The sequence below is a fragment of the Streptomyces europaeiscabiei genome, assembly GCF_001550375.1.
GTDB classification, from domain to species: domain Bacteria; phylum Actinomycetota; class Actinomycetes; order Streptomycetales; family Streptomycetaceae; genus Streptomyces; species Streptomyces europaeiscabiei.
Genome location: NZ_LRTR01000607.1, coordinates 1 through 20,829, shown reverse-complemented (window position 1 = coordinate 20,829; position 20,829 = coordinate 1). Strand labels below are relative to the sequence as shown.

The following is a 20,829-nucleotide window of genomic DNA, read 5'->3' as shown; positions in this document are numbered from 1 at the left end:
TCGATGTCGACTCACCTCCCTGTACGGGTGGTTCAGGATCCCAGCAGCGGTTTCCGGTACCTGCCGCACCTGGCGACGGTCGAACCCGACCTCCGTGTCAGCTTCGATATCCTCGACGGTGGCCGCCTGCAGGCACGCATGTCCGGACCCGCGCTACCCAGCCTGCGCGGCGGTGAACACAAGGCCGTCTTGTCGGCGAGCCCTGTCGAAGTTCGCTCCGCAGCCGCCCGATTGTGCCGACGCTGGAAGCAGATCTTCGTTGACTACCAGCCCAAAGATGCTGAGGGTCGTCCGCAGTCCGACCGGCGGCGCCCATACGCTGCGGCCGCCGATCTGCGGGACGAATCTGAAGCCGAATTGGTAGCCATCGTGTCCCAACTCGTTCGCAGCGGCGCTTCCGTCCTCTTCGACATGCTGTTTGGCGGGGGCGACGAGCGAGTAGAGATCTTCCGCAGCTATCTCGCGATGATGCTGGCGGGCGAAGGCCTGCGCATTCGCTTCGACTCCCATGACCTCCACCTGCCGTGGCCCATGCTGTGCCTCAGACCCCAGCACCTCGCCGACGCCCCGCTATCTGCCGGGACAAGCGAACTTGATGCGCTGTTCTCCCTGTTCCTTGGGCACCGCCACCAGATCGAGCACACCGGTGACGCCTACCAAAGGCTGTGGCTGCCCGTGCCCGAACCGGGACCCGTGGCCGTGAGTCTTAACCACGACACTAGGATTGGCCTCAAGACCTGCGCCTCCGCTGTCGCCTTCACCCTCGGCGAGGGAACCCGCTGCGAAATCCGCACTACGTACGACGACCTCGTGCGCGACCTTGGGAAAGCCCACTTCGACGAGCAGTTGATGTACTTCTGGGGTCACGGCGGCTTCGAGCCCAACGGCTCGGAAGCCGCTCAACTCGTCATCCGGCTCTCCGACGAGATCCCATTCGATGGCCACACTGTGCGTGAAGTCCGCTCCGAACACCGGCGCACAGGTACCTTTCACCCGTTCGTACTGCTCAACGCCTGTCAAGCGGGCCACGCCGCGGGCGATGCCGACCGAGCGTTTCTCGGCCGGGTGCTGGTTGAGCATGGTGCGCAGGGTGTGCTTGGCCCACAGATCGACATGCCGCAGGCATTCGCTGCCGAGTACGCACGGGAATTCGTGCGTCGATTCTTGCGCGGTGGCCCGGATGACACGGCAGGCCGCATCGCTTACGACCTGTCCCGCCATTTCACCGCCGAGTTCCGCAACCCTCTCGGCTTTGCGTATGCCCTGCACTGCGGCATGGACGCCCGGGTGCGCTTGCCTGAGAGAACGGACCAGTACGCATGACACCATCGCGTGCCCTGGCCGGCGGGTTCGCCGCCGCGATCGACCTCGACGAAACCGGTTGGATGCTGGACGAGGACACCGGCCAGCCGGTTGCAGAGCATCACCTCGCCCGCTACTTCGCCGAACGGCTGTCACCACCGTCCTGGGCTACCGACATCGTCGTCTACGTACACGGCTGGCAGACCTCGCCGAGCTCGGCAGCCCGCGCGGCTAACCGGCTCCGTGACCTCTCTGAACACGCCTTCGTCACCTCCCCCAACCGCTACCCGCGGCTTGCAGAGGGCGGCTTCCGCCCCTGGATGCTCGCGGTCCGGTGGCCGTCCTCCAGTCGGGTCGGCCGGTCCGGCTACGAGCAGATCCGGGAGCGCGCGCACGCGATGGGAGCGCGCGACGGCACCGGGCACGCCGCCCACGTGATCGGCCGACTTTTGGGCTACCTGGATGCGGAACGTTCCGACCCGGCCGACGCCCAGGTCCTCGCCAACCGCGAAGGCCAATGGCTCCACCTGGTGGGGCACTCCTTCGGCTGCCGCTTCCTGTGCGAGGCTGTGCAGTGGGCGGCGGAGGCTTCACTCGGTGACACGCTGAGCTGGACCGTGGCCGAAGAGACGCCGTCCCGGCCCTTCACAGCCGACAGCATGCTGCTTTTCCAGATGGCGGCGCCCCGCTCTGCCTTTGGCTCTCTTTTCCCGTCTCTCTTGCCGGGCGGTGACGGAGGACACGACGGAGCGCCGCTGCGTGGTCCGGTCGTAACGACGTACTCACGACACGACCGGGCCACAGGCTTCTGGCACCTACGTGCTGAAGGCGAGCGAGGCATTGGCCACAGTGGGATGGCCCCAGTCCCGCTGGAGCCGTACCGGATCCGGATGCGGCGGGCCGCCGAGGGATACCCCTTCGACAGCCTCAATCATCGATTCGTCAGCATCGACGCTTCCGACTTCTACGTGCGGGGCAGGCGACTGAACCCAGCGGGCGCGCACTCGGACCACCTGCGGCTCGAGTCCGCGCACCTGTTGCTGTCGCTGGCGGACTGGTCACGCTGACCGAAACACAGGTTAAGCGGCGGCGAGTGCCAAGCGCGGGGTACCGGTCTGCCCGATCACAGGGCGACACCGTGACCAGCCCGCCCGGCCGCCGCTTCACCCGATAAGGCCCCGTGTTGCGCTAAGTGTTGCGCTAGAGGTTGCGCCATGTGTTGCGGTAGATGTTGCGCCGACCTCCACAGAACTCCGAAGGCCGCCCAGGTCAACAGGGACATTCGGCGTGGTCGGGCCGCTGACATCCCCGTTGCGGCCCCCTTCGACCATGCCCTGGCTGGAGTTGAGGATGAGGGAGGGCGGGATGGGCGGCCGGACGTAGCCGGGGATCGGGCGCGCTCAGCCGGTTGCGCGTCGGCGGAGCCGCCGCGCCCGGCCGCCGTCAGTGCGGCGGTGACGTCAGGCGGGGGACGTCGGCGGGGGAGAGGCCGGGGCGCGCGCGGTGCCAGCGGGCGGGATGTCGCCACCGGCCGGAGGCGTCGCGGGCGACGTCGACGCCTACTTCCACCACCAGCTCGGGCTCCACCAGCGTGACGTTCAGCTTTTCCTGGCTGCCCCACCCGGCGGAGAACGACCAGCCTGTCCACGGATGACCGCGCCGCCCCGCAGCGAGCAGACCGGCGACCGTCGCACCTGCCGCCTGGGCGAGGGTGGTGGTGCGACCGACGTACTGAAAGCGCCCACCGTCGTCATACCTGCCGAGCAGCAGCGTGCGGGGAACAGCCAGGGAACCGGTGATCGCGCCGACGATCGCCTCGCTCGTCTCGCGGACCTTGTATTTCTGCCAGCCCCTCACCGAGGGCTGGTAGGCGTCGTTGAGCCTCTTGAAGACCACTCCCTCCATCCCGACCGACGCCCACGTCAGCCACTCGCGCACGACGTCGGCATCGGTGGTCGACGGACACAGCGCCCATGGCGCCGACAGCCGGCGGGCGGCGAACACGGACTCCAGCGCGGCCCTGCGCCGCCGATACGGCCAAGAGGTGGTGTCCGTCCCGGACAGGCGCAGCAGATCGAACGCGACGAAGTGGGCCGGCCACTCCTGTGCCGCCCGGGCCGCCCCGGCACCACGCCGGGCGAGCCGGTTCTGCAGCCGCTCGAACGCGAGGCGCCCTGCGGCGTCCCATACGACCAGCTCGCCGTCCAGCGCGGTGGCGTCCGGCAGATGCACAGCACCGGCCACCACTTCCGGAAAGGCAGCCGCCATGGGCGTGCCGCGCCGTGAGCGCAGCACGACCTGGCCGCCGTCGACCGACAGGGCGGCCCGGAAGCCGTCCCAATTCGGCTCCGCAGCCGACCGTGGAGGCAGGGCGGGACTGCGCACTGTCTCGGTGAGCATCGGCTCCGGCAGAGTCCATGACATCTGGAATGTTTTCCACCTCGCAGGGCGGCTGCGGATGGAGTCAGTCAGGTGGCCGATCTCCGAGCCGATACCTGCCGATCACAGTGGCGCGCATGAGCATGAGAGGGAGCAGCACACGATCAAATACGTTGTGGAGGAGGTGCTGCTGCCGTCACCGTTGCCTCCATGGATGAACAGACCGTGTTCGACGTTTCGGCACCGTGGAGCTGGAACGCACGGCACTTCGTGGAGCGCGGGTGCGAGCGTATGAGGGGAGCTGAGTTCCTGCTGTACTCCGATACCCGGGTGGCGGGTGACAGGGAGCTCGCTTGCCATCCCTACGTCTTGACCAACTCGTTTGGCTTCCCGGAGAAAGGGCGCCTTGCTCCGGTGCTGGCGCTGTACCTGGATGATCACTTTCCTCCCCTTGACGTGCAGCCGATGGACAAGACCGACGTCACCGCCTGGCTGAACCTCACGCTCGAAGACGAGGTCGCGTGCGTGCTGTCTCTCGTTGCCGGAATACGTCTGCGATCCGGCGGCCAGGTGCGGCGCTTCACAGACACTGCTTCCAGAGGAACCCCGGAGTTCTTGCGCCACCGCGTCCCTGAATGGACGGCGACCGAGCACCCGATCTACCCCGTGCCCGAGCAGATCGGCATGGAGTCCCTGGACGGCTGGATGGACCGGTACCTTGCGCTGGACCGCGAAGACGCCGTAGCCCTGGTCCGGGCCGCTCGCCAATTCCGCGACGCCCTGTGGGTGGCCGACACCGATCCCGAACTCGCCTGGCTCTTCCTTGTGTCCGCGCTTGAGGTGATCGCCGGACGCGAAGCGCTCAGCGGTGTCTCCCCTGCCGACTTGCTCCGCCAGGAGAAGCCGGCCCTGGCGAAGCAGCTGCTCGAAGCAGGGGGTGAAGCGCACCTCGAAGCAGTGGCTGCAGATCTCGTAGGGATCGTGAAAGCCACCGCCCGTTTCACGTCCTTCGTCAAGACGCATCACCCCGGGCCGCCGCCGGAGCGGCCCGAAGCTTACGCGCAGGTCGACTGGTCCTGGTCGAAGCTCAGGAAGGCAGTCGGCAAGGTGTACGAGTACCGGTCCGAGCGGCTGCATGGAGGTGTGCCCTTCCCCTCTCCGCTGTGCCAGGTGCCGTTTGGGGGCCATGGAACGACGACAGCGGATGAGCGCCCCTCGTCCCTCGCGGCAGCCGCCGGTAATGCCGCGTGGCTCTCGAAGGACCTGCCGATGAATCTCCACACCTTCGGCTACCTCGTCAGAGGCTGTCTCCTGAACTGGTGGCAGAAGACTTCTCGCAGCGCGGACGGCAACGAAGAGCCGGTGGAAGCCACCACGCCCTGAGGAGGGCGAACGGCGAGGCGCCCTCGGTTCACTGAACTGCGGGCGCAGCGGTCAGCCCCGCGCACGGGTGCTGGTGAGGCGCATGGCGGGCCCCCAACTGTCGCGGGCACTGGCACAGGTGCAGTCCACCGGAGCGTGGCGCGTTGGCAGCCGGAGCAGGGGCCGACGTAGCTGCCGCACCGCCGTGGGTGACAGTGGGATCCTTTTACGCAAGGCGATGTGTACCGAACTGTGTGCAACCGGTACGGTCGCCGCATGTCTGGGGATCACAACACAGAAGGCGCTGCTCACACGGGAGTTGGCGCGGGCGTGGTCAGCGCCGAACTGCCGGCGCAGAGCGGACCGCCGCTGACGGAGTTCGAGCTCTCGGTCGGCGAGCGCAAGATCCTCCAGTTCAAGAGGAAGCCCCAGTAGGACCTTGGGAGAGGGGGAGCATGTGAGTAGGGATGAGACCGCTCCGCAGGACAGAGGCAGGAGATCTGCTCACACGGGCGCGGCGCCGTACGAGGCGCGGGGTGTGCGAAAAGACTACGCCTGCGAGACGCTGCCCTTCCACCGCCATCAGGACGGAATGGCCGACGTCTTCTATGCGACCCATAAAGAGACTGGCACGCCCGTTGTCCTCAAGCAGTTGCACGGCAAGAACCCGGCCCTTTCCAAGAAAGCTCGGATGGCACGTGAGATTCAGGTCGGCCGTTTCCTGAACGGCCACCCGCATGCGATGCCGGTCTGGGACTCCGGTCCCGACAGCACCTGGTTCGTCATGCCGGTGGCAAAGGAGACTGCCACGGAATGCCGAGATGAGCTCAAAGACCCGACTGCTCTGCGGGCTCTGGTGAACGGTCTGTGCTCCGTGCTGTCTGCCGCTCACGACGCCCATGAACAGGGTGCCTCTCAAGGGTGGGTGCACCGGGACATCAAGCCGTCCAACGTACTCCGGCTCGACGGACGATGGGTCCTGGCCGACTGGGGCATCGCACGCCGTCCCGCAGGCATGACCACCCACGCGCAGCGCACCAAGGTCGGGATGAACATGGGCTCCAAAGGCTTCGCCGCCCCCGAGTTGAGTGGCAACGCCCACAGCGCTGGCCCGCCAACTGACATCTACAGTCTGGGACAGCTGATCGGCTGGGCTGTCACCGGCAAGGACCCGCTGCAGAACATTCCCCTGATACCGGCTTCCGGGCCATGGCGTGCGGTCGTCCGGGAGGCCACACGGAAGGACCCCGGCCGTCGGCCGCCCACGGTGCAGGCGTTCCTCGACCTCGTCGCCCAGGAGACCGAGGCACCGCCCGTACCACCGGTGGTCCGCGGTGAGACGCTCCGCGACTCCTTGGAGGGCATAGGCGAAGCAGTACCTGACGCGCCGGAGCAACTGGTGGCCCTGGCCGCTGCCCACCCCGACGACGCCGCCTTGCACTGCGATGTACTCCTCCGGGTCTCTCCGGAGGCACTCTTGCCGGCGCTGATGGCTGATCCTTCGCGCGCAGTGGAGATCGTCCGTGCGATGGCTGAACTGCTGGGCACACACCGGCCACCGGAGCGAGGAGAGGTCGCTGCCGTCATCCTGTGGCTCTTGGCCGTTGCAAGGCACGCAGCGGATGCCGCTGAGCTGCACCTGCTGGAAGAGTGCTGCAATGGCGCGTTCGCCTGGGACGCCCTATGGGATCAGTGGCGTTCCCAGGACGAGATCAGGCCCTGGCTGCGGACCTTGGGAGGTGACGCTGCTGCGTCGGTCGCTGGAGCGCTACGCGATCACCCCAACTGCGCGCGGCACTTTACTTCCCTAGCTAACGACGTCCGCGTTGACCACCGGATCCGCTCAGCTGTCTCGGGCAAGGCCACCCGCCACTCCTCACCGCCCGCAGTCGCGAACACAGACGGAACGTTCACAGGACGGCCTGAGACAAGGCTGGAAGATCTCGATGCCCGTTTCAACATCATCAGCGACAATGGCGCCGTGGAGGATCAGAAGGTCACATACCTCGTCGAGGATGCCCAACTCGCCGAAGAATCCGCAGTACGCCCGAGACCTTTCAGCGCAACGTCGGATAACGTCCGAACTGGAGGCGCAGGCCAGCGCATGCATATTGTCGCGCTTGATGACAATGAGGTCACTGCACTCTCGCCTCTCAAACATTTCATTTCTAACCTGCCCGGAGACGAAGACAGGTTCCATCTGGCCAGTCTGGCCGATCCCATGCGCCTTGATGCTTATCTCGATGCCCACCCAGAGATCGACGTGGTCCTCGTCGATGTCACTTTTGAGCGCTCTGGCCGGAGCCGGACTTGCCTATCCGTCTTCGATACTCTGATCAACCGTAACGGCCCTAAGGCTATTGGGCTTTCCAAGTCTGAGGTCGGTTCAGCTCTTTTCCCGTTTGCCGTCTGCCAGCTCTTGCCTCCCCCTCGGCAGGGGCAGATCATCGTCGGCTGGAGTTACAAAGACGATAGCCCAGAGCACGGCTATCCGAGAGTGATTCAGACCCTTGATGAAATTGCCTCTGGCCGGTTACCGAATTCGTTGCGGAACTACCTTCCTGAGAGAGGCAACGGGACTGGCTCCTTCATCAGTAACATCCTTGCCAGTCGCATAGACGTAAAGCTATGGGCATTGTTGTCCGAAGGTCACTATACGACAGAGCAACTCGCGGTCGGCGTTAACGTGAGTAGCCGAACGATATCTGCTCGCTTCGCACGCTACTTTCAAGAGATCAGCAACTTTGCATTCGATATGAAGGAGAGGGAATTGCACCTTTTCGAGGAGTTGGCTGAGCCTGCCACGCCCAGCCGTGGAGGCGCTACGCAACCGCTACAGCGCGCCATCGAAGTCTTCGCTCGGACGCACAGAAGCCTTTTCCAGGCGCCCGAGCTAGAAGAAATTGTGACGCGATGCGAACGCTCCAGGGCGGGGATTACTCGAAAAAGGACGACGGGGAATTAATGGAAGAATGGGATCTCTGACTTTCATAAGCATTAAGTTTGAGGTGCGACGGCCTGTTCGGCGAGAGACAACAAATCTTTGTGTGCGATCGGTTGGTGCTAATCGGCTCTGGCTCCTGTGCTCGTTCTCTACGCCCACTGCATGCCCAGTTCCCGCAGTGCGGTGCGCTGGTCGTGGGTGAGTTTGTCGCGGCGGGTCTTGGTGTTGGAGATCCATACGCCGAGCTTGTGCTGGTGTTCCTGGCCGTCGACGACGACGGTTTCGATGTGCCCTCTCGGTACTGCCTTGTGGGTGCCCTCGCGCTGGATCCACTGGGCGAGGGCCGCGAGGCCGCGTTGGAAGGCTGATGCCTTCCCGGTGCCCTTGGCTGCGGTGGCCGGTGCGGGCTGTTCGGCGGGTGTGATGCCCAGCGCTGAGAGTCTGCGCTGCTGTTCCTTGGTGAGCTGGGACCAGTCGCGGGTCTGTCGTTGGAGCCATCGTCCGAGGTCGTCGCCTTCGAACTGCACTCCGGGCTGGATGTCGGGGAGGGTGCTGTCGGGTTCGTCGGTGGCGAGGTCGGTGAGGACGCGGTGGTGGCGTTGCCAGTCCAGGGGCCAGGGGCAGTTCCAGTCGGGGTCGATCGCGGTCAGCTGTGCCGCGCGGGCTGCGGCGCGTTCGGGGTTTTTGCCGAGGCCGTGGGTGCGGCGGAGGTTGGCCATGTGCTCCCCGACCGGCACCAGTTCGCTGTCGGCGCCGCCCCATACGGCGTCGCGTCTGGGGGCGATGTGGCCGTGGGCGCGGTGGAAGGAGCGCAGGGCTGCGAGTTTGGTTTCCCAGGCTTCGTCGCCGGGTTCCCACACCATTCCGGCTTCGTCGAGGAGTTCCTTGCGGTGCTGGTCGAGTTCGCCGGCGCGGTGGGTGCGCCGTTGCTGGTGGACCCAGCGTCCCAGGGGGAACGCCTTGGTTACGCCAGCCTCGGTCTTGGTGTCGTACGGGACGGCATGCAGGCCAGTGATGTGGTTGTCCTTCCGCCAGCGCAGCAGTGCCTGATAGCCCTCGAGCCACACCAGCGACTCCGGCCGGTACACCCGGGTGCGCAAGAACGCCGCGATCGTCATCGCGTCCCTCGGGGTGGAGAAGTGCAGCAGCGCTGACTCCACCGCGCCCTCGGTCTCGTCCTGCCCGCCCTCGCCTTCGGACGTGGTGCCGATGATCCGCCCGTCCTCGTCGCGCTGGATGTGTACCTTGCGCTGCCCGCTGGTCAGTGCCCGGCTGGCGAGCTGCTCGACGAGGCGTTCCGAGTGGGAGCGCAAACCTTGGAGGACGGCTACGAGGGGTGCGAACGAGGCGGAGGCGACCATGTCGGTCGGGTCTTCGCCGGGCTGGAGGAAGACGGGCACGATGATGCGGGCGGTCTTGTTCGTGCCGTCGGGGTTGGGGCGCAGGGCGCGGCCGATGTTCTGGACGATCTCGACCTGGGAGCCGCGGGTGTCGGCGAAGCAGATCGCCTCCACGCCGCGCTCGCCGACGATGTCGACGCCTTCGCCGAGCACCCGGACGGAGGCAAGGAAGGCCCGGTGTACTCGGCGGCCCGCGGCATCGATGCCGTCGGCGAACTGGCGCAGGACCTCCCGGCGTTCGGCGACGAGATGGTCGCCGCACAGCCACGCCGACCACACCCTCTCCGGGGGGACGTGGCGGCCGGCCTCAAGGTCGTAGAACTCGGCGTCGATCGACGACTTCGGCAGGGCGTCCGCGTCGGCCAGGGCCTTCTCGGAGACCTCGGCCGCGTGCAGCCGGGCCGCGGTCTGCGGCATCTTCTCCGCGAACGCGGCGGCTTCCTCGACCCGCTGGTGGAACGTCATGACGGTGCGGAGGTTGCGTGCGGCGGCGTGTTCCAGGAGGGCGGTCTGCAGCAGTGCCAGGCGCCGCCCGCGCAGCGCTTCCTCCGACGGTTCCTGGACGGGGGAGGGGTCGTGGATTTCCAGGACGTCGATCTCGAACCCGGCGAGGATGCCCCGCTCGACGGCCTCCGACAGCCCGAGCTCGAACAGCCATTCACCGTAGGGGCCGTCGGGGTCGCTGACCATCGTCGCGATGGCCAGCTCCTGGCCGCCGGTGCCCTTCTGCGGGCGGGGGGAGGCGAGGATGCGCGGGGTCGCGGTCAGGTAGAGCCGGAAGTCGGCGGGGATGCGGCTGTTGTCGTGGATCGCCGCCCATGGCCGCCCCAGATCACCGGCGGTTGAGTGGGCTTCGTCGACGACGGCGAGGTCGAACGGAGCCATTGTCTGTCCGTACAGCCGCTCCCCGCCCGCCAGGGCGGCCTCCAGCGGCCCGCGTACCTTCGCCCGGCCCGTGACATCCTCGGGATCCTCGCGGTCCACGAGAGAGGCGTACGTGGCGAACACCACCACAGGCCCGTGCCCCGCCCACAGGGCGAGCTGGATGGGGTTGGTGGTGGTCCGCACCCCGAGCTGCTCCAGGACCTCGTCTTTCTCCAGCGAACACACCGCGACCATCGGCCCGTTGTGGCCGACCCTGCGCCACGCCTGGGCGGTCTGCACGAGCAGGTCGAGAGTGGGGACCATGGCGAGGATCCGCCCGCTGCGGAAGCACTCCAGCGCGGCCCACGCGGCCGTGATCGTCTTTCCGGAGCCGGTCGCGGAGACCACCGTGCCACGCAGCCCCTGGGCGGGCGTGAACGACCGTAGGGGGAAGCCCGCCCACTTCCGGATCCGCGAGACGGCCTCCGCCTGGTGTTCCCGCAGACTGATCATCGCTAGTCTCCCGCCCGGCCGACGGGCTCCGGGCCGTCCTGCGGCATCGGGTCCTCGGCCGGCGGCGGCTGGAGCGGCAGGGTCTGCTGTCTGCGACGCCGGCGCAGTTCCCGCTGCGCCTGGGCGCGGGCGCACTCGCGGGTGCAGTACTTGATGCCACTGGTGCGGTTCTGCCCGTACTCGGCGCGCCCGCGCTGGCGTACGAAGCTGCGGCGGCAGGTCTCATTCGCGCACTCGCGGATCGTCGCGTCCTCGGCGAGGTGGTTGTACAGCTGGAGGAACGCCACGGACAGGATGGTGGGGTAACGGTCATCCAGGCCGCCGATGCCGATACTGAACGGTTCCAGCGCGCCGTTCAGCTCACCCTCCAGGTGGGTGATCTTGAATTCGAGGGTGAGCTCGCGCAGGTGGTCCAGGTCGCGCGGCCACGCCTCATCCTGGTCGCTGTTGTCGGCGCGCCACTGGGCCAGTTGTTCCTCGGAGACCTCGGGCTCGACGAGCGCGTCGAGCCCGCCCTCGCGGCGCAGGGCCAGCCAGGTGGTGATAGCCGCCTGGGCCTCCGTCACGTAGAGCGTGGCCAGTTCGCCGTGCAGGACGAACGGCGCGCGGGGGTGTTCGCGCCCGGTGAGCTCCTTGAGCCGCTCGTACTCGTCTTCGTCCCAGCTGCCGGTGTTGATGCTGCCGCCGAGGTGTCCGTAAGTGCGCATCAAGGCGGCCACGGCGTCGAGGTCCTCGGGGTTGACCTCCATGAACTCGCGCAGGTAGAAGTCCTCCGGCACGGGGACCGTGTGCGAGCGGGAACGGGCCTGCGGGGTCCAGACGATCCACTCGCCGTCGGCCCGCGCCCCGCTAAGAGGTATCAACTGCGGTGTCGGCACAGGAGTTCCCGGCCAGAGCGTGGGACGAAAGCGTGGGTCAACGTATGCCGCCATGAGGAGCATCATAGTCACCGGATGGGTAGTACGAACAGTGAACGCTTCGTATCACTCATGTGGATTGCTGAGCTTACTCGAGGGGGCACCGCGGTGAGGCAGTGGCAGGACAGCAAAGCGATAGGCGATGCGCACGAACGTCGGGTGGCGGCCGCTCTGCGCGCCCGCGGCTGGACCGTCCAGCCCTGCGGACAGGGCACCTACCCGCCCGCCGTGCGGGACGCCCTGCGCCGCACCTGCTCCGCCCTGCGGCACTTCCCCGACCTCATCGCCGCCCGCGGCAGCGACCTGATCACCATCGACGCAAAAGACCGCATGCCCAGCACCGACACCGACCGCTACGCCATCAGCAAAGACACCGTCAACGCCGGCCTTCTCTTCACCGCGGCCCACGCACCCACCCCGCTGTACTACGTCTTCGGCGACCTCAAGGTCCTCACCCCGGCCGAGGTCAGCCATTACTCCGCCCATGCCTTACGCCACCGCAGCGGCGCCTTCCACCTCGTACGCACAGAACGAGCGCACCACTTCGACGACGTCTTCGGACCGGCCAGCGCGGCAGCCGCGGCAGCCGCGGCATGACAGCCCACTACGCCCAGTCCAGCCACAGCGCTCTGGAGTCGATCGAAGACCGCGTCGTTGCCCAGAGGGCTCGGGGGTACGGCAACACACGACCACGCAACGGGTGATCGTCTATCAGCGTGGCATCCTCGTGCAGCTCCCTGACGATCTTGCAGTGAATTATTTCACCTATCGGCAAAATATAATTCCCCCGACTTTCGCTATCTAGAGCGAAAGGCGGGGATCGTGAAGGTTTTTTCTTGCTTAGCGATCTCTGCGCAGTATCGCTGACGGTCACAAAATTTCCGGACTGTCCGGTCGTTATTCGCTGAACTCAGCTGTTTGTGTCGCCGAGCCTCTCGCCCGCGCACCGCCGCACGACCTCCTGAACACGACACCGGCCCATGGCAAACAGGCTGAACGGCGCGGGACGTCCTGGCGCACCGGAGGGCGCTCAACGCCGGATGTGCACGGTGGACAACCCCGAGACTTCCGCGCCTACTCGGTGCGCGTGGGGGCCCGTCGTAAGGCGCGGCCGGACTCGAGCGCGCCCGGCGTGAGTGGGAAGAGGGGTGCCGCCGGATGGAGGCCGTCAGGTGGGTGTGCCGCTGGCGGAGTTCCGTCTGTCCGGACGTCGGTCTGACGGTCGGCGGGGGTGCGGAGCCTGTCTCAGCGACCGTCGGCGTGCTGCCGAAGCTGCCCGGGAGTAGACCGGGCAGGTGCCGGGTGGCGGCATCTTGGGCTGGCGTGGACGTGCCTGACTTGCGTGTTCTGTGATTCGCAAGGGGTCATAGTTCGGCGAGGTTGCGGATGGTTGCGGTGCCGGAGCGGATGGTCCAGGTTCCGCTGCCGGGTGGGGTTTCGTCGGATCGGGTCTTTAGGTTTTCGATGTCGATGATCGGTGGCCATTGTGTGCCGTGTTCCGACCAGCGGACTCCGCTGAGGTCTGTGCCGGTCAGGTCGGCGTCGCGCAGGTCGGCGGTGGTGAAGTCGTGCAGGAGGGTGTGCAGCGAGTTCGCGTCGAGTTCGGGGGTGTCCCGGTCGAGTGCCAGGCCGATGGCCCTGCGGACCTCGGCGGTACGGACATCGACGACGGTGCGGGCGAGGTCGCGGGCGCGGGCGCGGGCGCGGACGAGGCTGAGGGCGCGGTCGAGGTCGCGGGCGCGGTCGCGGGCGCGGTCGAGGTCGCGGTTGCGGGCGTGGTCGAGGGCGAGCTCAAGGTCGAGGGCGAGCTCGAGGACGAGGACGAGGGCGAGGTCGAGGTCGCGGGCGCGGGCGTGGCCGAGGGCGTAGCCGAGGTTGCGGGAGCGGTCGAGGGCGCGGTCGAGGGTGCGGGCGTGGTCGAGGGCGAGGTCACGGTCGCGGGCGTGGCCGAGGTCGTGGTCGATGTCGATGGCGAGGTCGCGGGCGAGGACGAGAACGAGGGCGGGGGCGTCGATGCGGTCGGTGGCGAGGGCGTGGTTGAGGGCGCGGGTGGCTTGTTTGACGTCGGGGTGGTTGCGCAGGGTCATGCGGTCTGCGGGGCTGAGGGCCTGGAGTTCGTGTGTGCGGGTGTGGTCGTGGGGGGTGTCGTGTGCGCTGGGCGACGGGTCAGCGGGCTGGGGTGTGGGGGGCAGGATGGCGGCGAGTCCGGCTTCGGTGTCGAGGACGGTGGCGAGGTCGTCCACGGCGGTGTCGTGGCGGGAGTGGATGAGGATTTCGCGGAGTCCGGCTTCGGTGTCGAGGATGTCGTCCAGTGCGCTGGTCAGGGCCTGCTGGTGGTGTGTGAGCCAGTGGTCTACGGCCTGGTCGTGTGGGTCGTGTGCTCGGTGGTCGGTCACTGTTCCTCCTCCCGTGCGTTGAGGCGGCCGGCTGCGGTGCGGCGGGCTTTCATGAGGTTGGCGCGGACGGTTTCGGCGGTGAGGCCGAGGTGGCCGGCGATGTCGGTGGGGGTGAAGCCGGCCAGGGTCCAGGCCAGGACCTGGCGCTGTCGCGGGGGCAGCGTGCGTACGAGGAGAAGGGCGTCGTGGCGGGTCTCCCATTCCGCGATGGCGTCCGGGCGGGGTAGCAGGGAGGTGGGTTCGGGTACGTCTTCGACGGGTTCTTCGACGGAGGCGATCTTGCGGACGAGGGTGCGGGAGGCGGCCGTGTGGACCCACGCCTTGGGGTGGGTGATGCCGGTCCAGTTGCGGTAGGCGTCGGTCATGACGTCCTGGGCGATGTCCGCGGCGCTCTGCACGCCGGCGCCGAGGTTGACCAGGAAGCCCACGAGGGGGCGGATGTGTGTGCGGTAGAAGGCGGAGAACTCCTCGTCCGACTGCTGGCGGGCGCGGTGGTGTTGGCCCGGTAGGCCGACGGTTGCGGGTGCGGTGGCTGGGCGGTCGGTGCCGTCTGCCGGGTCATGGGTGTTCACGGTGCCTGGTCCTCCCCGTGGACCGGAGTACGGATGATCGTCACGCGCAGGCGGTGGCCGTCTTCGTGCTGGTCGTCCAGCTCGACCCGGCCGCTGTCCGCTGTCCTCTCGGTGATGCCGAGGAGGTAGCGGTGCCGGTCCTGGTCGCGGCGTGCCCGCCAGCGCAGACGCAGCCAGAGTGCCAGCAGCGCGAAGGCCTTGACGGTGACGATCGAAACGATGGCGGTCGTGGTCGGGTCCATCGGAAGGGCCCCCTCTTCCTCATACGGGCGCGGCCTCGGGGCCGGTCGTGAGCTAAGGGGCCGGAAGAGCCTTGATCGTGAACTCGGGGCCGGAAATCTTTTCCGGCGGGCTTTCAGCCTGGCGTCGTCTCCCGGATTTGAGAACGAGCCGTCGACGCCGACGAGCACCAGGAGCAGCCGCCCGCCCGCCCCGTGAAGGACAGGGACCTGCCCGGCCTCCCGGCCGACTGCGCCCCCGGCCGCGCGCCCGCCCCATCCCCAAGTCGGCCGGTGCGCAGATGCGTTACCTGGTCGCCGGGACGGCGGGCGTTCGGCGGCGAGCTGGGCGCGCGTGGCTGGGTCGGTGTCTCGTGTGCGGGAAGCATCGGCGCGGACGGGGCTGGTGCCCAGCGGGCGACGGTCGGTCATCGCCCGATCATCGCGGGTGCAGCCGGAGTTCAGGGTGCGACGGGATCAGCGCGCAGCGCGCCTGGGGGCGGCTGCGTCGCGCGGCAGCCTCGGCGGGGCGGCTGTACGGCCGTCTTCCGCACCTTCGCTCCATCCTTGGCCCCCGGGGGCAGGGCGTGGTCCGCTAGATCGTCAGATCGCCGCATAGCGCGTCTGGTTGGGGCGGGCACCAGACGGCACGCGCCCTACCCCCCTTTAGCAAGGCGCACGGGGGGCGCGCCTTGCTAAAGGGGGGTAGGCTCTGACCTGCGGAAACAGCCTATTTGCTGCGCAGGTTAGGCGCGGCGGGATCGGTATCGGCGCCGCGTGTGACGCGGCGAGTTTCGGCGAGCACCAGGCCGTGGTCCTGGCGGCGGTGCTGCCCGGGCCGAGCGGAGTGCCGGGGCCCGGCGGAACCGGGCCGGGCCTGCCCGCAGGGGGGCCTCCCAGAAAAGTAGTCGGCGCGTCCGGCACCCCTTGACCAAGCCTCTGACGTCGCCCTGTATGGCGCTCTCCAGGGCGCCCTCGCTTGCCCTGGAGGGCAACTGCCTGGACCTGCCCTGCGGTTCGCACCCTTGTACGCCGGGTGGTGCGGCATGGTGCTGCGCTGTCCGTCCGGTGGGACCGGGGCTCTTAACGCTCGGGATGCGGCGAAGCACGGCGGGACCGTGGTCCGTCACCGCAGCGGGCGCTACCGGGCCGGCGGTTCTACGCGTACGAGGAGATCCCCTACTGGACCGGCCGCACCCATTCAAGTCCTAAATCCGCCCGTTTTCCCAGGTCAGAAGCCTTGAATGGGAGATCCGGCGGGGAGAAGGGTCGACGTCACCCGCCGCGCCTGCATGCCCTGTGACCAGGACCGCATTTGCCGTGAACGGGCTGGTCAGAGCGGGGTTGCGGGGCTAACCCCCGCGCCGAGCCCTTTGAGCCACAGCTGCCCGCCCCTCCTAGTACCAGAACCAAGGGCCAAGGGAGTTCCGCCCCTGCACTGCCTAACCATCCGCGCGCCCCGTCTGGGGGCGTGCCCGAACCCCGAGGGGAACTGTTCCGTGTCCACGCTTGCTCTGCTCGTCGCGCTGCTCCTGGTCGTTGTCGTGGTGCTGCTCGCGGCCGGCGTCGCCTACGTCGTCCACCGCCACCCGTCGTGGAGCCAGCCGCTCGGCGCCGCGTTCGGCGCGGTGGCCGTCATGGCCACGCTGGTCGGCGCGATCCTCGCCCGGTGAACAGGCTCTACCCGTGCGTGGTCGGGGCAGCGGGGAGCCCCGACCACGCACGGCGCTGGCACTCGGGTCGCGCACTGCCGCACGCGGTTTCCGGGGGGTGTCAGGCGAGGACCGCCCCGTCGCCGTTCGAGCGGGAGATCACGTTCTACTGCAACAGGCCGGTCTTCTCCTCCAGGAGGACCAAAAGACCGGTCGTGGTCACGAAGGCGACCAGAGCAGGGTCCTCCGCCGATTGGGGTGCACAAACCGGGAGTCGGGAACCCGACTCCCGGTTTGTGCACCCCAATCGGCGGAACGGAGGGCCTGCGCGGCGCGCGTCGGCGGGGCCGTGCGCGGCCATGGGCTGCTGACCGGCGGCACGTTGGCCGCCTCTCCGGTGTAGCTACAGGTAGGACGCCTGTGTATCTACACGGACGGGGGCTGGAGGGGGTCGATTCCCGCGCGCGGCGACGTGTGGGGGTGCGGATGCAGGTGAAGCCGATGCCGGCCTGGAGGGCATCGGCGATCGGCTTCACGTGGGGCGGTGCGCCAACACCTCCACCCATTTCCCTGTGCGTCACGGTTGGAGCCAGTAGCAATCAGGGTTGGCTCGGGCCCGAAACCTCAGGCCTGAGCTTGTGATGACGAGTCTCCCTGGTTAGGGAGATCGGTACGGGCGACAGACGGCGCGGAAATGAATCAATGCAGGTCAACGCAGGTCACGCCTCAATGGGGAGAGAAGCTTTCGTCCAGCTGGTTAGGGACGGAACCGCGATGCGTGCTAGGGGGTATGTAGTGCTGTGACCTGCGCGTTCTGCTTCTCTCGCTGTTGTTCGCGCTTCATGTTCACGGCCCGGATGTCCTTATCGGGGGTAAGCGCCGTCACGAACGAAGTTTTGGAGCGCTGGTGAGCCAACGGTTTGACCGGCTGGGATTGATGCCCTAGCGGCTGGGACCCTGGCGGGAAGCAGGTCCATTCGTGTGCTGGGAGCGCCAACTCCCGCTGAGTGCACGGAGGGACCAACGGTTGGAGCCAAGTAGGGGCCCCGGCGATCTTCTGGTCGCCGGACGACAATTAGGGGAAAATTTCATGGGCGACAAGCCCCCCAAGCTGACGGCGTCCGGCAACGACGCCATCTCTGTGAGCACCGTGGCGAGCGCGTCGGTGTTCCCCATACGCGAGATCACCTCCACGAGCGGCCGCTTCGGCATGCCGCACGCGTTCGTGATCTCGGTGTGTATCGCCACCGCGGCGATCCTCGCCCCGTCGGACCTGGAGATCGGTGAGGTCCTGCTGCTCCTCGCGGGCGCGGGAGCCATCGGGGTCGCGCTCGTCGCGGTGGCGGGGACGGGAGGCCGCAGCGCCGGCCGGATCGGCCGCCTCATGCGCGCCTACTCCACCTCGGGGAACTGAGGTGGAGTCCGTGGGGCGTCGTGAGAAGCCGGTGGACCGTACTGTTCCGGCGTGCGCGAAGCTCGCCGACTTCCTGCGTGGTCGCAAGGCCGCGGCCGGCCTGACCCATGAGGAGATGTCCAAGCGGGTGAACGGCGTGCGTTCCAAGGCCACGTTCGAGCGCGCGGCCTCCGGCGCCTCGGTGCCCAGGTGGGAGACCGTCGAGGCCTTCATCAACGTGACCGTCACCAAGGAGGAGGAGTTCGCCGCCACCCTCGGTGTCGCCCGGGACCGCGGCCTGGAGTTGTGGATCCAGGCGCGCCGGGCGACGCGGGCGCCGTACTACGTGCACAAGGCGCCCAACCCGAAGCTTGTCTCCTCCGAGGCGGGCTTCATACGGGCACTGCGCCACCAGCACATGTGGGCCGGCTACCCCGCGCCCGGCGAGATGGAGCGGATGTCCGGGCCGGGCGAGCTGCCCAGCAGCACCACGCGCCGCATCATCGAGGGCGACATCCTGCCCGTGGACCCCCAGCAGGCCATCGCCTTCCTGAAGGCTTGTTTCGTACGCACCTCCGCCGAGCTCGAACCGTGGCTCGGCGCAGCGGTACGAGCGCTAACAGAAGGCGGCGAATCGAGAGAGAAGGACCTCAACCGATGGGTCAAGGCCCACCAGGACCTGCTCGTTCGGATCAATGCCAGTAATGAGAGCAAGGAACTGGCAGCGTAATTGCGCCGGTTTGGAGCACCCTCGGGCGTGTATTTGTCCGGGGGTGTTTCGTGTTTACGCCCAAATTCCCGAGAGGTCGTCAACCCTGTTTCGAGCGACCGATGGAATTCGCCCGGAATGAGTGACGGTCCGTCAGGAGGTGCCTGTTCGGGGGTGCGGGGCTTCGGCGGGCGGGTGGCCGGCCTCCCGCACGGAGTGGCTCGGCGGGCCCGGACCGAGGGCGCGCAACACGGCCAGGACCACGCCCACGTCGGCTGTCCGCGCAGGTCACGGCGCTGAGCCCCCCTCGGTTCGGGCCCGTCCTCGCGAGGCCCGGAGACGGGCGTACAGCGCTGCAGCGGGCGGCCACCAGTACCGGCCTGGTCGTCGACACCCGCGCCCGCTTCGGCTTCACCGCGGCTCCAGGCACTACCGATGACGCCCGTATCCGTCACCTGACCATCGCCCTGCCCCCGCAGTACGCGGCCCGCCTCTTCGACGCCCAGGACGCCGGCGCGAGCGGCAGTTGCGCGACATCGCCGCCGAAGGCCTGGGGGAGATGTACTTCCGCGACGGCGGCCGCCGCGCCCACGGGCTGGAGGTGGAGTTCACAGACGTCGAGCACGTCGAATTCGACCTGTAGCAGAGGCGGATGCGAAGCCAGGGATTGGCAGTGCGATGAGCCGAAGCACGATAGTTGTCACCTAGGCACGCCTGTTGTCAGCAAGATCGAGCCTGGCAAAACGCCGACAGTGAGCTGGACGCCATCGACATCGTCTGGCTCGGGTAGTCCAGGACCGTACGACGGCGCACTTGCGGCCCGCCTTAGAACGGCCGCGCTCGTCACTGGCCATTTCTTCGATCCTCACGGCTTTGACGGAACTACTGAGCCGATCGCACGTCATATGACTTCGCGACCCCATGCGGGTGCGAAGAGGGGGCGCCGTGGGCCTTCAACAGAGGGGAGTGATGTTCCCCTAGCGATCTTCTCAGCGCACTCGACACAAGCCATCTCTGCGGGAGGGTCATCCGTTCCCACCCCGCGGCGCGCGTAGCTGCATTGACGCCCGCATTTGTAGCACTTCTCTACGTGTGCCCAGTAACCGCAGTAGTGACACCACGACATGTCCTCCGGGCGGGACCAGTCTATGTAGTCCCAATATTCAGTAGGCCCGTAGCCTAGCTCGCTATCTGAACCGCGAAAGGGGCCTGAGGTCTGGCATCTGCAGATATGACAATTATAGTGTCGGCGAAACTTTTTGGCGCGCCGCTGATACACGCGGTCCTTTGATCGTTTTTTCACCTTCGATGGCAGTGCGATATTCTGCCGCTTCCGCTCTTTCTCGCTTGAGGCGCTGATCTTCCAACGCTTCGAAGAAGCGATCCCGTTCATTGTCAGTCATATTCTTACCCGCTGCATAGGGGAGATGCTCTCTGGCAAGAGTTACCCATACTGTGGCAACTGTCGGAATTGCAGTCCACTCTACGGGCGCAAAAGCAGGTGACTTCGGCCCTAGCCACTGCTGCCGTCACACACGCCAAGCAGCACGATGCAGACTGCCCACGCGCCCTCCTGGCGGTCAGTCTTACTCGGGGAATAAGTCTGTCGATTGAACGTCCTGGCAGCTTAGAGTGGGTGCGCGTTCATTCCAGTCTCTATCTCATGTTCCAGTCTAACGCCGATATTGGCCTGTTGTGGCACGAGCGGCACCAAGCTGGTCTGGCGTCGCGTTCCCGAGAAGTTATTTTGAATCGTCTGGACTAGCAATAGGAATGACCTTCGAGGTGCGCCAGCGGTGGGGTCTGGTTCCAGAGTTGATCCGGGCTTACGGTTTGAAGCAGGGGGTGGACTGGTTCTGCCAAAGGCACATGGTGCATCACTTGATGCAGGGTCACCCACCCCAGCTACCGTCTCCCCCTTACTGCTCGGGCCGCAGGCCCGTTGGCTGCCCTCGCGCAGCGGGGCCAGCTGTTGGGCGCGCAGCGCCCTGGGTGGCTGGAGCGCAGCGGAGGCCACCCCTTCGGGGCCGTAGGCCCCACAGCTCCGGGAGCGCAGCGAACGGAGCGTCACCCTCCTTGCGCAGCAAGGAGGGTGAGCGGGACGCGCAGCGTCCCGCTGGCGCTCACGCGGAGCGGGAGCGCAACACCCGCGCGCAGCGCGGGTGTTCGCTTGCATATCGCGCAGCGATATGGTACCCGCTCCGCGGG

General features: G+C 67.2%; 16 protein-coding genes and 1 pseudogene. 10 read left to right on the top strand and 7 right to left on the bottom strand.

Annotation, left to right across the window (positions count from 1 at the left end):
• Window positions 1–3 precede the first annotated feature (3 nt).
• Both AWZ10_RS29480 and AWZ10_RS29475 read left to right on the top strand, forming a co-directional pair.
• The gene (locus tag AWZ10_RS29480; RefSeq protein ID WP_060892480.1) at window positions 4–1,323 is read left to right on the top strand and encodes a CHAT domain-containing protein; all 1,320 of its coding nucleotides are present in this window, start codon (window positions 4–6) and stop codon (window positions 1,321–1,323) included.
• Window positions 1,320–2,369 (top strand): hypothetical protein, encoded by a 1,050-nt coding sequence (locus AWZ10_RS29475; RefSeq protein WP_060892479.1) that lies wholly within the window; start codon window positions 1,320–1,322, stop codon window positions 2,367–2,369. The genes AWZ10_RS29480 and AWZ10_RS29475 overlap by 4 nt, the downstream gene beginning before the upstream one ends.
• 376 nt (window positions 2,370–2,745) lie before the next feature.
• Here the strand turns inward: AWZ10_RS29475 and AWZ10_RS29470 are convergent, their stop codons facing one another.
• Window positions 2,746–3,702 carry an ATP-dependent DNA ligase gene (locus AWZ10_RS29470; RefSeq protein WP_244172583.1) on the bottom strand — a complete coding sequence of 319 codons (957 nt, stop codon included), beginning with the start codon at window positions 3,700–3,702 and terminating at the stop codon, window positions 2,746–2,748.
• A gap of 189 nt (window positions 3,703–3,891) precedes the next feature.
• Here AWZ10_RS29470 and AWZ10_RS29465 point away from each other — a divergent pair, with 189 nt between their 5' ends.
• The 3 genes from AWZ10_RS29465 to AWZ10_RS48240 all read left to right on the top strand — a co-directional run bounded on the left by AWZ10_RS29465 (window position 3,892) and on the right by AWZ10_RS48240 (window position 8,008).
• On the top strand, window positions 3,892–5,064 hold the full coding sequence (locus AWZ10_RS29465) for a hypothetical protein (RefSeq protein WP_060892477.1): 1,173 nt from the start codon (window positions 3,892–3,894) through the stop codon (window positions 5,062–5,064).
• 255 nt (window positions 5,065–5,319) lie between these two features.
• Window positions 5,320–5,478, top strand: a complete 159-nt coding sequence (locus AWZ10_RS51655; RefSeq protein ID WP_159058383.1) for a hypothetical protein — start codon at window positions 5,320–5,322, stop codon at window positions 5,476–5,478.
• A 103-nt stretch (window positions 5,479–5,581) separates the two neighbouring features.
• The gene (locus AWZ10_RS48240; RefSeq protein ID WP_079104475.1) at window positions 5,582–8,008 is read left to right on the top strand and encodes a serine/threonine protein kinase; all 2,427 of its coding nucleotides are present in this window, start codon (window positions 5,582–5,584) and stop codon (window positions 8,006–8,008) included.
• Between the two features lie 128 nt (window positions 8,009–8,136).
• On the opposite strand, the gene AWZ10_RS29455 is transcribed toward AWZ10_RS48240, so the two are convergent.
• Together AWZ10_RS29455 and AWZ10_RS29450 are read right to left on the bottom strand one after the other, a co-directional pair.
• Entirely contained in the window at window positions 8,137–10,764 is a 2,628-nt protein-coding gene (locus AWZ10_RS29455) for a DEAD/DEAH box helicase (protein WP_079104474.1), read from the bottom strand.
• A gap of 2 nt (window positions 10,765–10,766) precedes the next feature.
• The gene (locus AWZ10_RS29450; protein WP_244172582.1) at window positions 10,767–11,696 is read right to left on the bottom strand and encodes a hypothetical protein; all 930 of its coding nucleotides are present in this window, start codon (window positions 11,694–11,696) and stop codon (window positions 10,767–10,769) included.
• A 93-nt stretch (window positions 11,697–11,789) separates the two neighbouring features.
• On the opposite strand from AWZ10_RS29450, the gene AWZ10_RS29445 reads away from it, so the two are divergent.
• Window positions 11,790–12,278 carry a hypothetical protein gene (locus tag AWZ10_RS29445; protein ID WP_244172581.1) on the top strand — a complete coding sequence of 163 codons (489 nt, stop codon included), beginning with the start codon at window positions 11,790–11,792 and terminating at the stop codon, window positions 12,276–12,278.
• A 767-nt stretch (window positions 12,279–13,045) separates the two neighbouring features.
• Here the strand turns inward: AWZ10_RS29445 and AWZ10_RS51650 are convergent.
• From AWZ10_RS51650 to AWZ10_RS29430, 3 genes are read right to left on the bottom strand one after another with little or no spacing between them, the layout of a single operon-like run.
• The gene (locus AWZ10_RS51650; protein WP_060892474.1) at window positions 13,046–14,077 is read right to left on the bottom strand and encodes a hypothetical protein; all 1,032 of its coding nucleotides are present in this window, start codon (window positions 14,075–14,077) and stop codon (window positions 13,046–13,048) included.
• Window positions 14,074–14,649 carry an RNA polymerase sigma factor gene (locus AWZ10_RS29435; protein ID WP_079104473.1) on the bottom strand — a complete coding sequence of 192 codons (576 nt, stop codon included), beginning with the start codon at window positions 14,647–14,649 and terminating at the stop codon, window positions 14,074–14,076. The genes AWZ10_RS51650 and AWZ10_RS29435 overlap by 4 nt, the downstream gene beginning before the upstream one ends.
• A complete protein-coding gene (locus tag AWZ10_RS29430; protein ID WP_060892473.1) occupies window positions 14,646–14,891 on the bottom strand; it encodes a hypothetical protein in 246 nt (81 codons plus the stop codon). The genes AWZ10_RS29435 and AWZ10_RS29430 overlap by 4 nt, the downstream gene beginning before the upstream one ends.
• Window positions 14,892–16,366: 1,475 nt before the next feature.
• On the opposite strand from AWZ10_RS29430, the gene AWZ10_RS52500 reads away from it, so the two are divergent.
• The 4 genes and pseudogenes from AWZ10_RS52500 to tpg form a co-directional block, all read left to right on the top strand.
• Entirely contained in the window at window positions 16,367–16,540 is a 174-nt protein-coding gene (locus tag AWZ10_RS52500) for a hypothetical protein (RefSeq protein ID WP_167366000.1), read from the top strand.
• A 1,069-nt stretch (window positions 16,541–17,609) separates the two neighbouring features.
• Window positions 17,610–17,933 carry a hypothetical protein gene (locus AWZ10_RS51645; protein ID WP_060892472.1) on the top strand — a complete coding sequence of 108 codons (324 nt, stop codon included), beginning with the start codon at window positions 17,610–17,612 and terminating at the stop codon, window positions 17,931–17,933.
• A 10-nt stretch (window positions 17,934–17,943) separates the two neighbouring features.
• Window positions 17,944–18,642, top strand: coding sequence for a helix-turn-helix domain-containing protein (locus tag AWZ10_RS29420; RefSeq protein ID WP_159058382.1), 699 nt, complete (start codon window positions 17,944–17,946; stop codon window positions 18,640–18,642).
• 329 nt (window positions 18,643–18,971) lie between these two features.
• Window positions 18,972–19,264 (top strand): annotated as a pseudogene (gene tpg, locus AWZ10_RS54010) (telomere-protecting terminal protein Tpg); the annotation flags it as partial.
• 595 nt (window positions 19,265–19,859) lie between these two features.
• Here tpg and AWZ10_RS51640 read toward each other — a convergent pair.
• A complete protein-coding gene (locus AWZ10_RS51640) occupies window positions 19,860–20,024 on the bottom strand; it encodes a hypothetical protein (protein WP_159058381.1) in 165 nt (54 codons plus the stop codon).
• Between the last annotated feature and the right edge of the window lie 805 nt (window positions 20,025–20,829).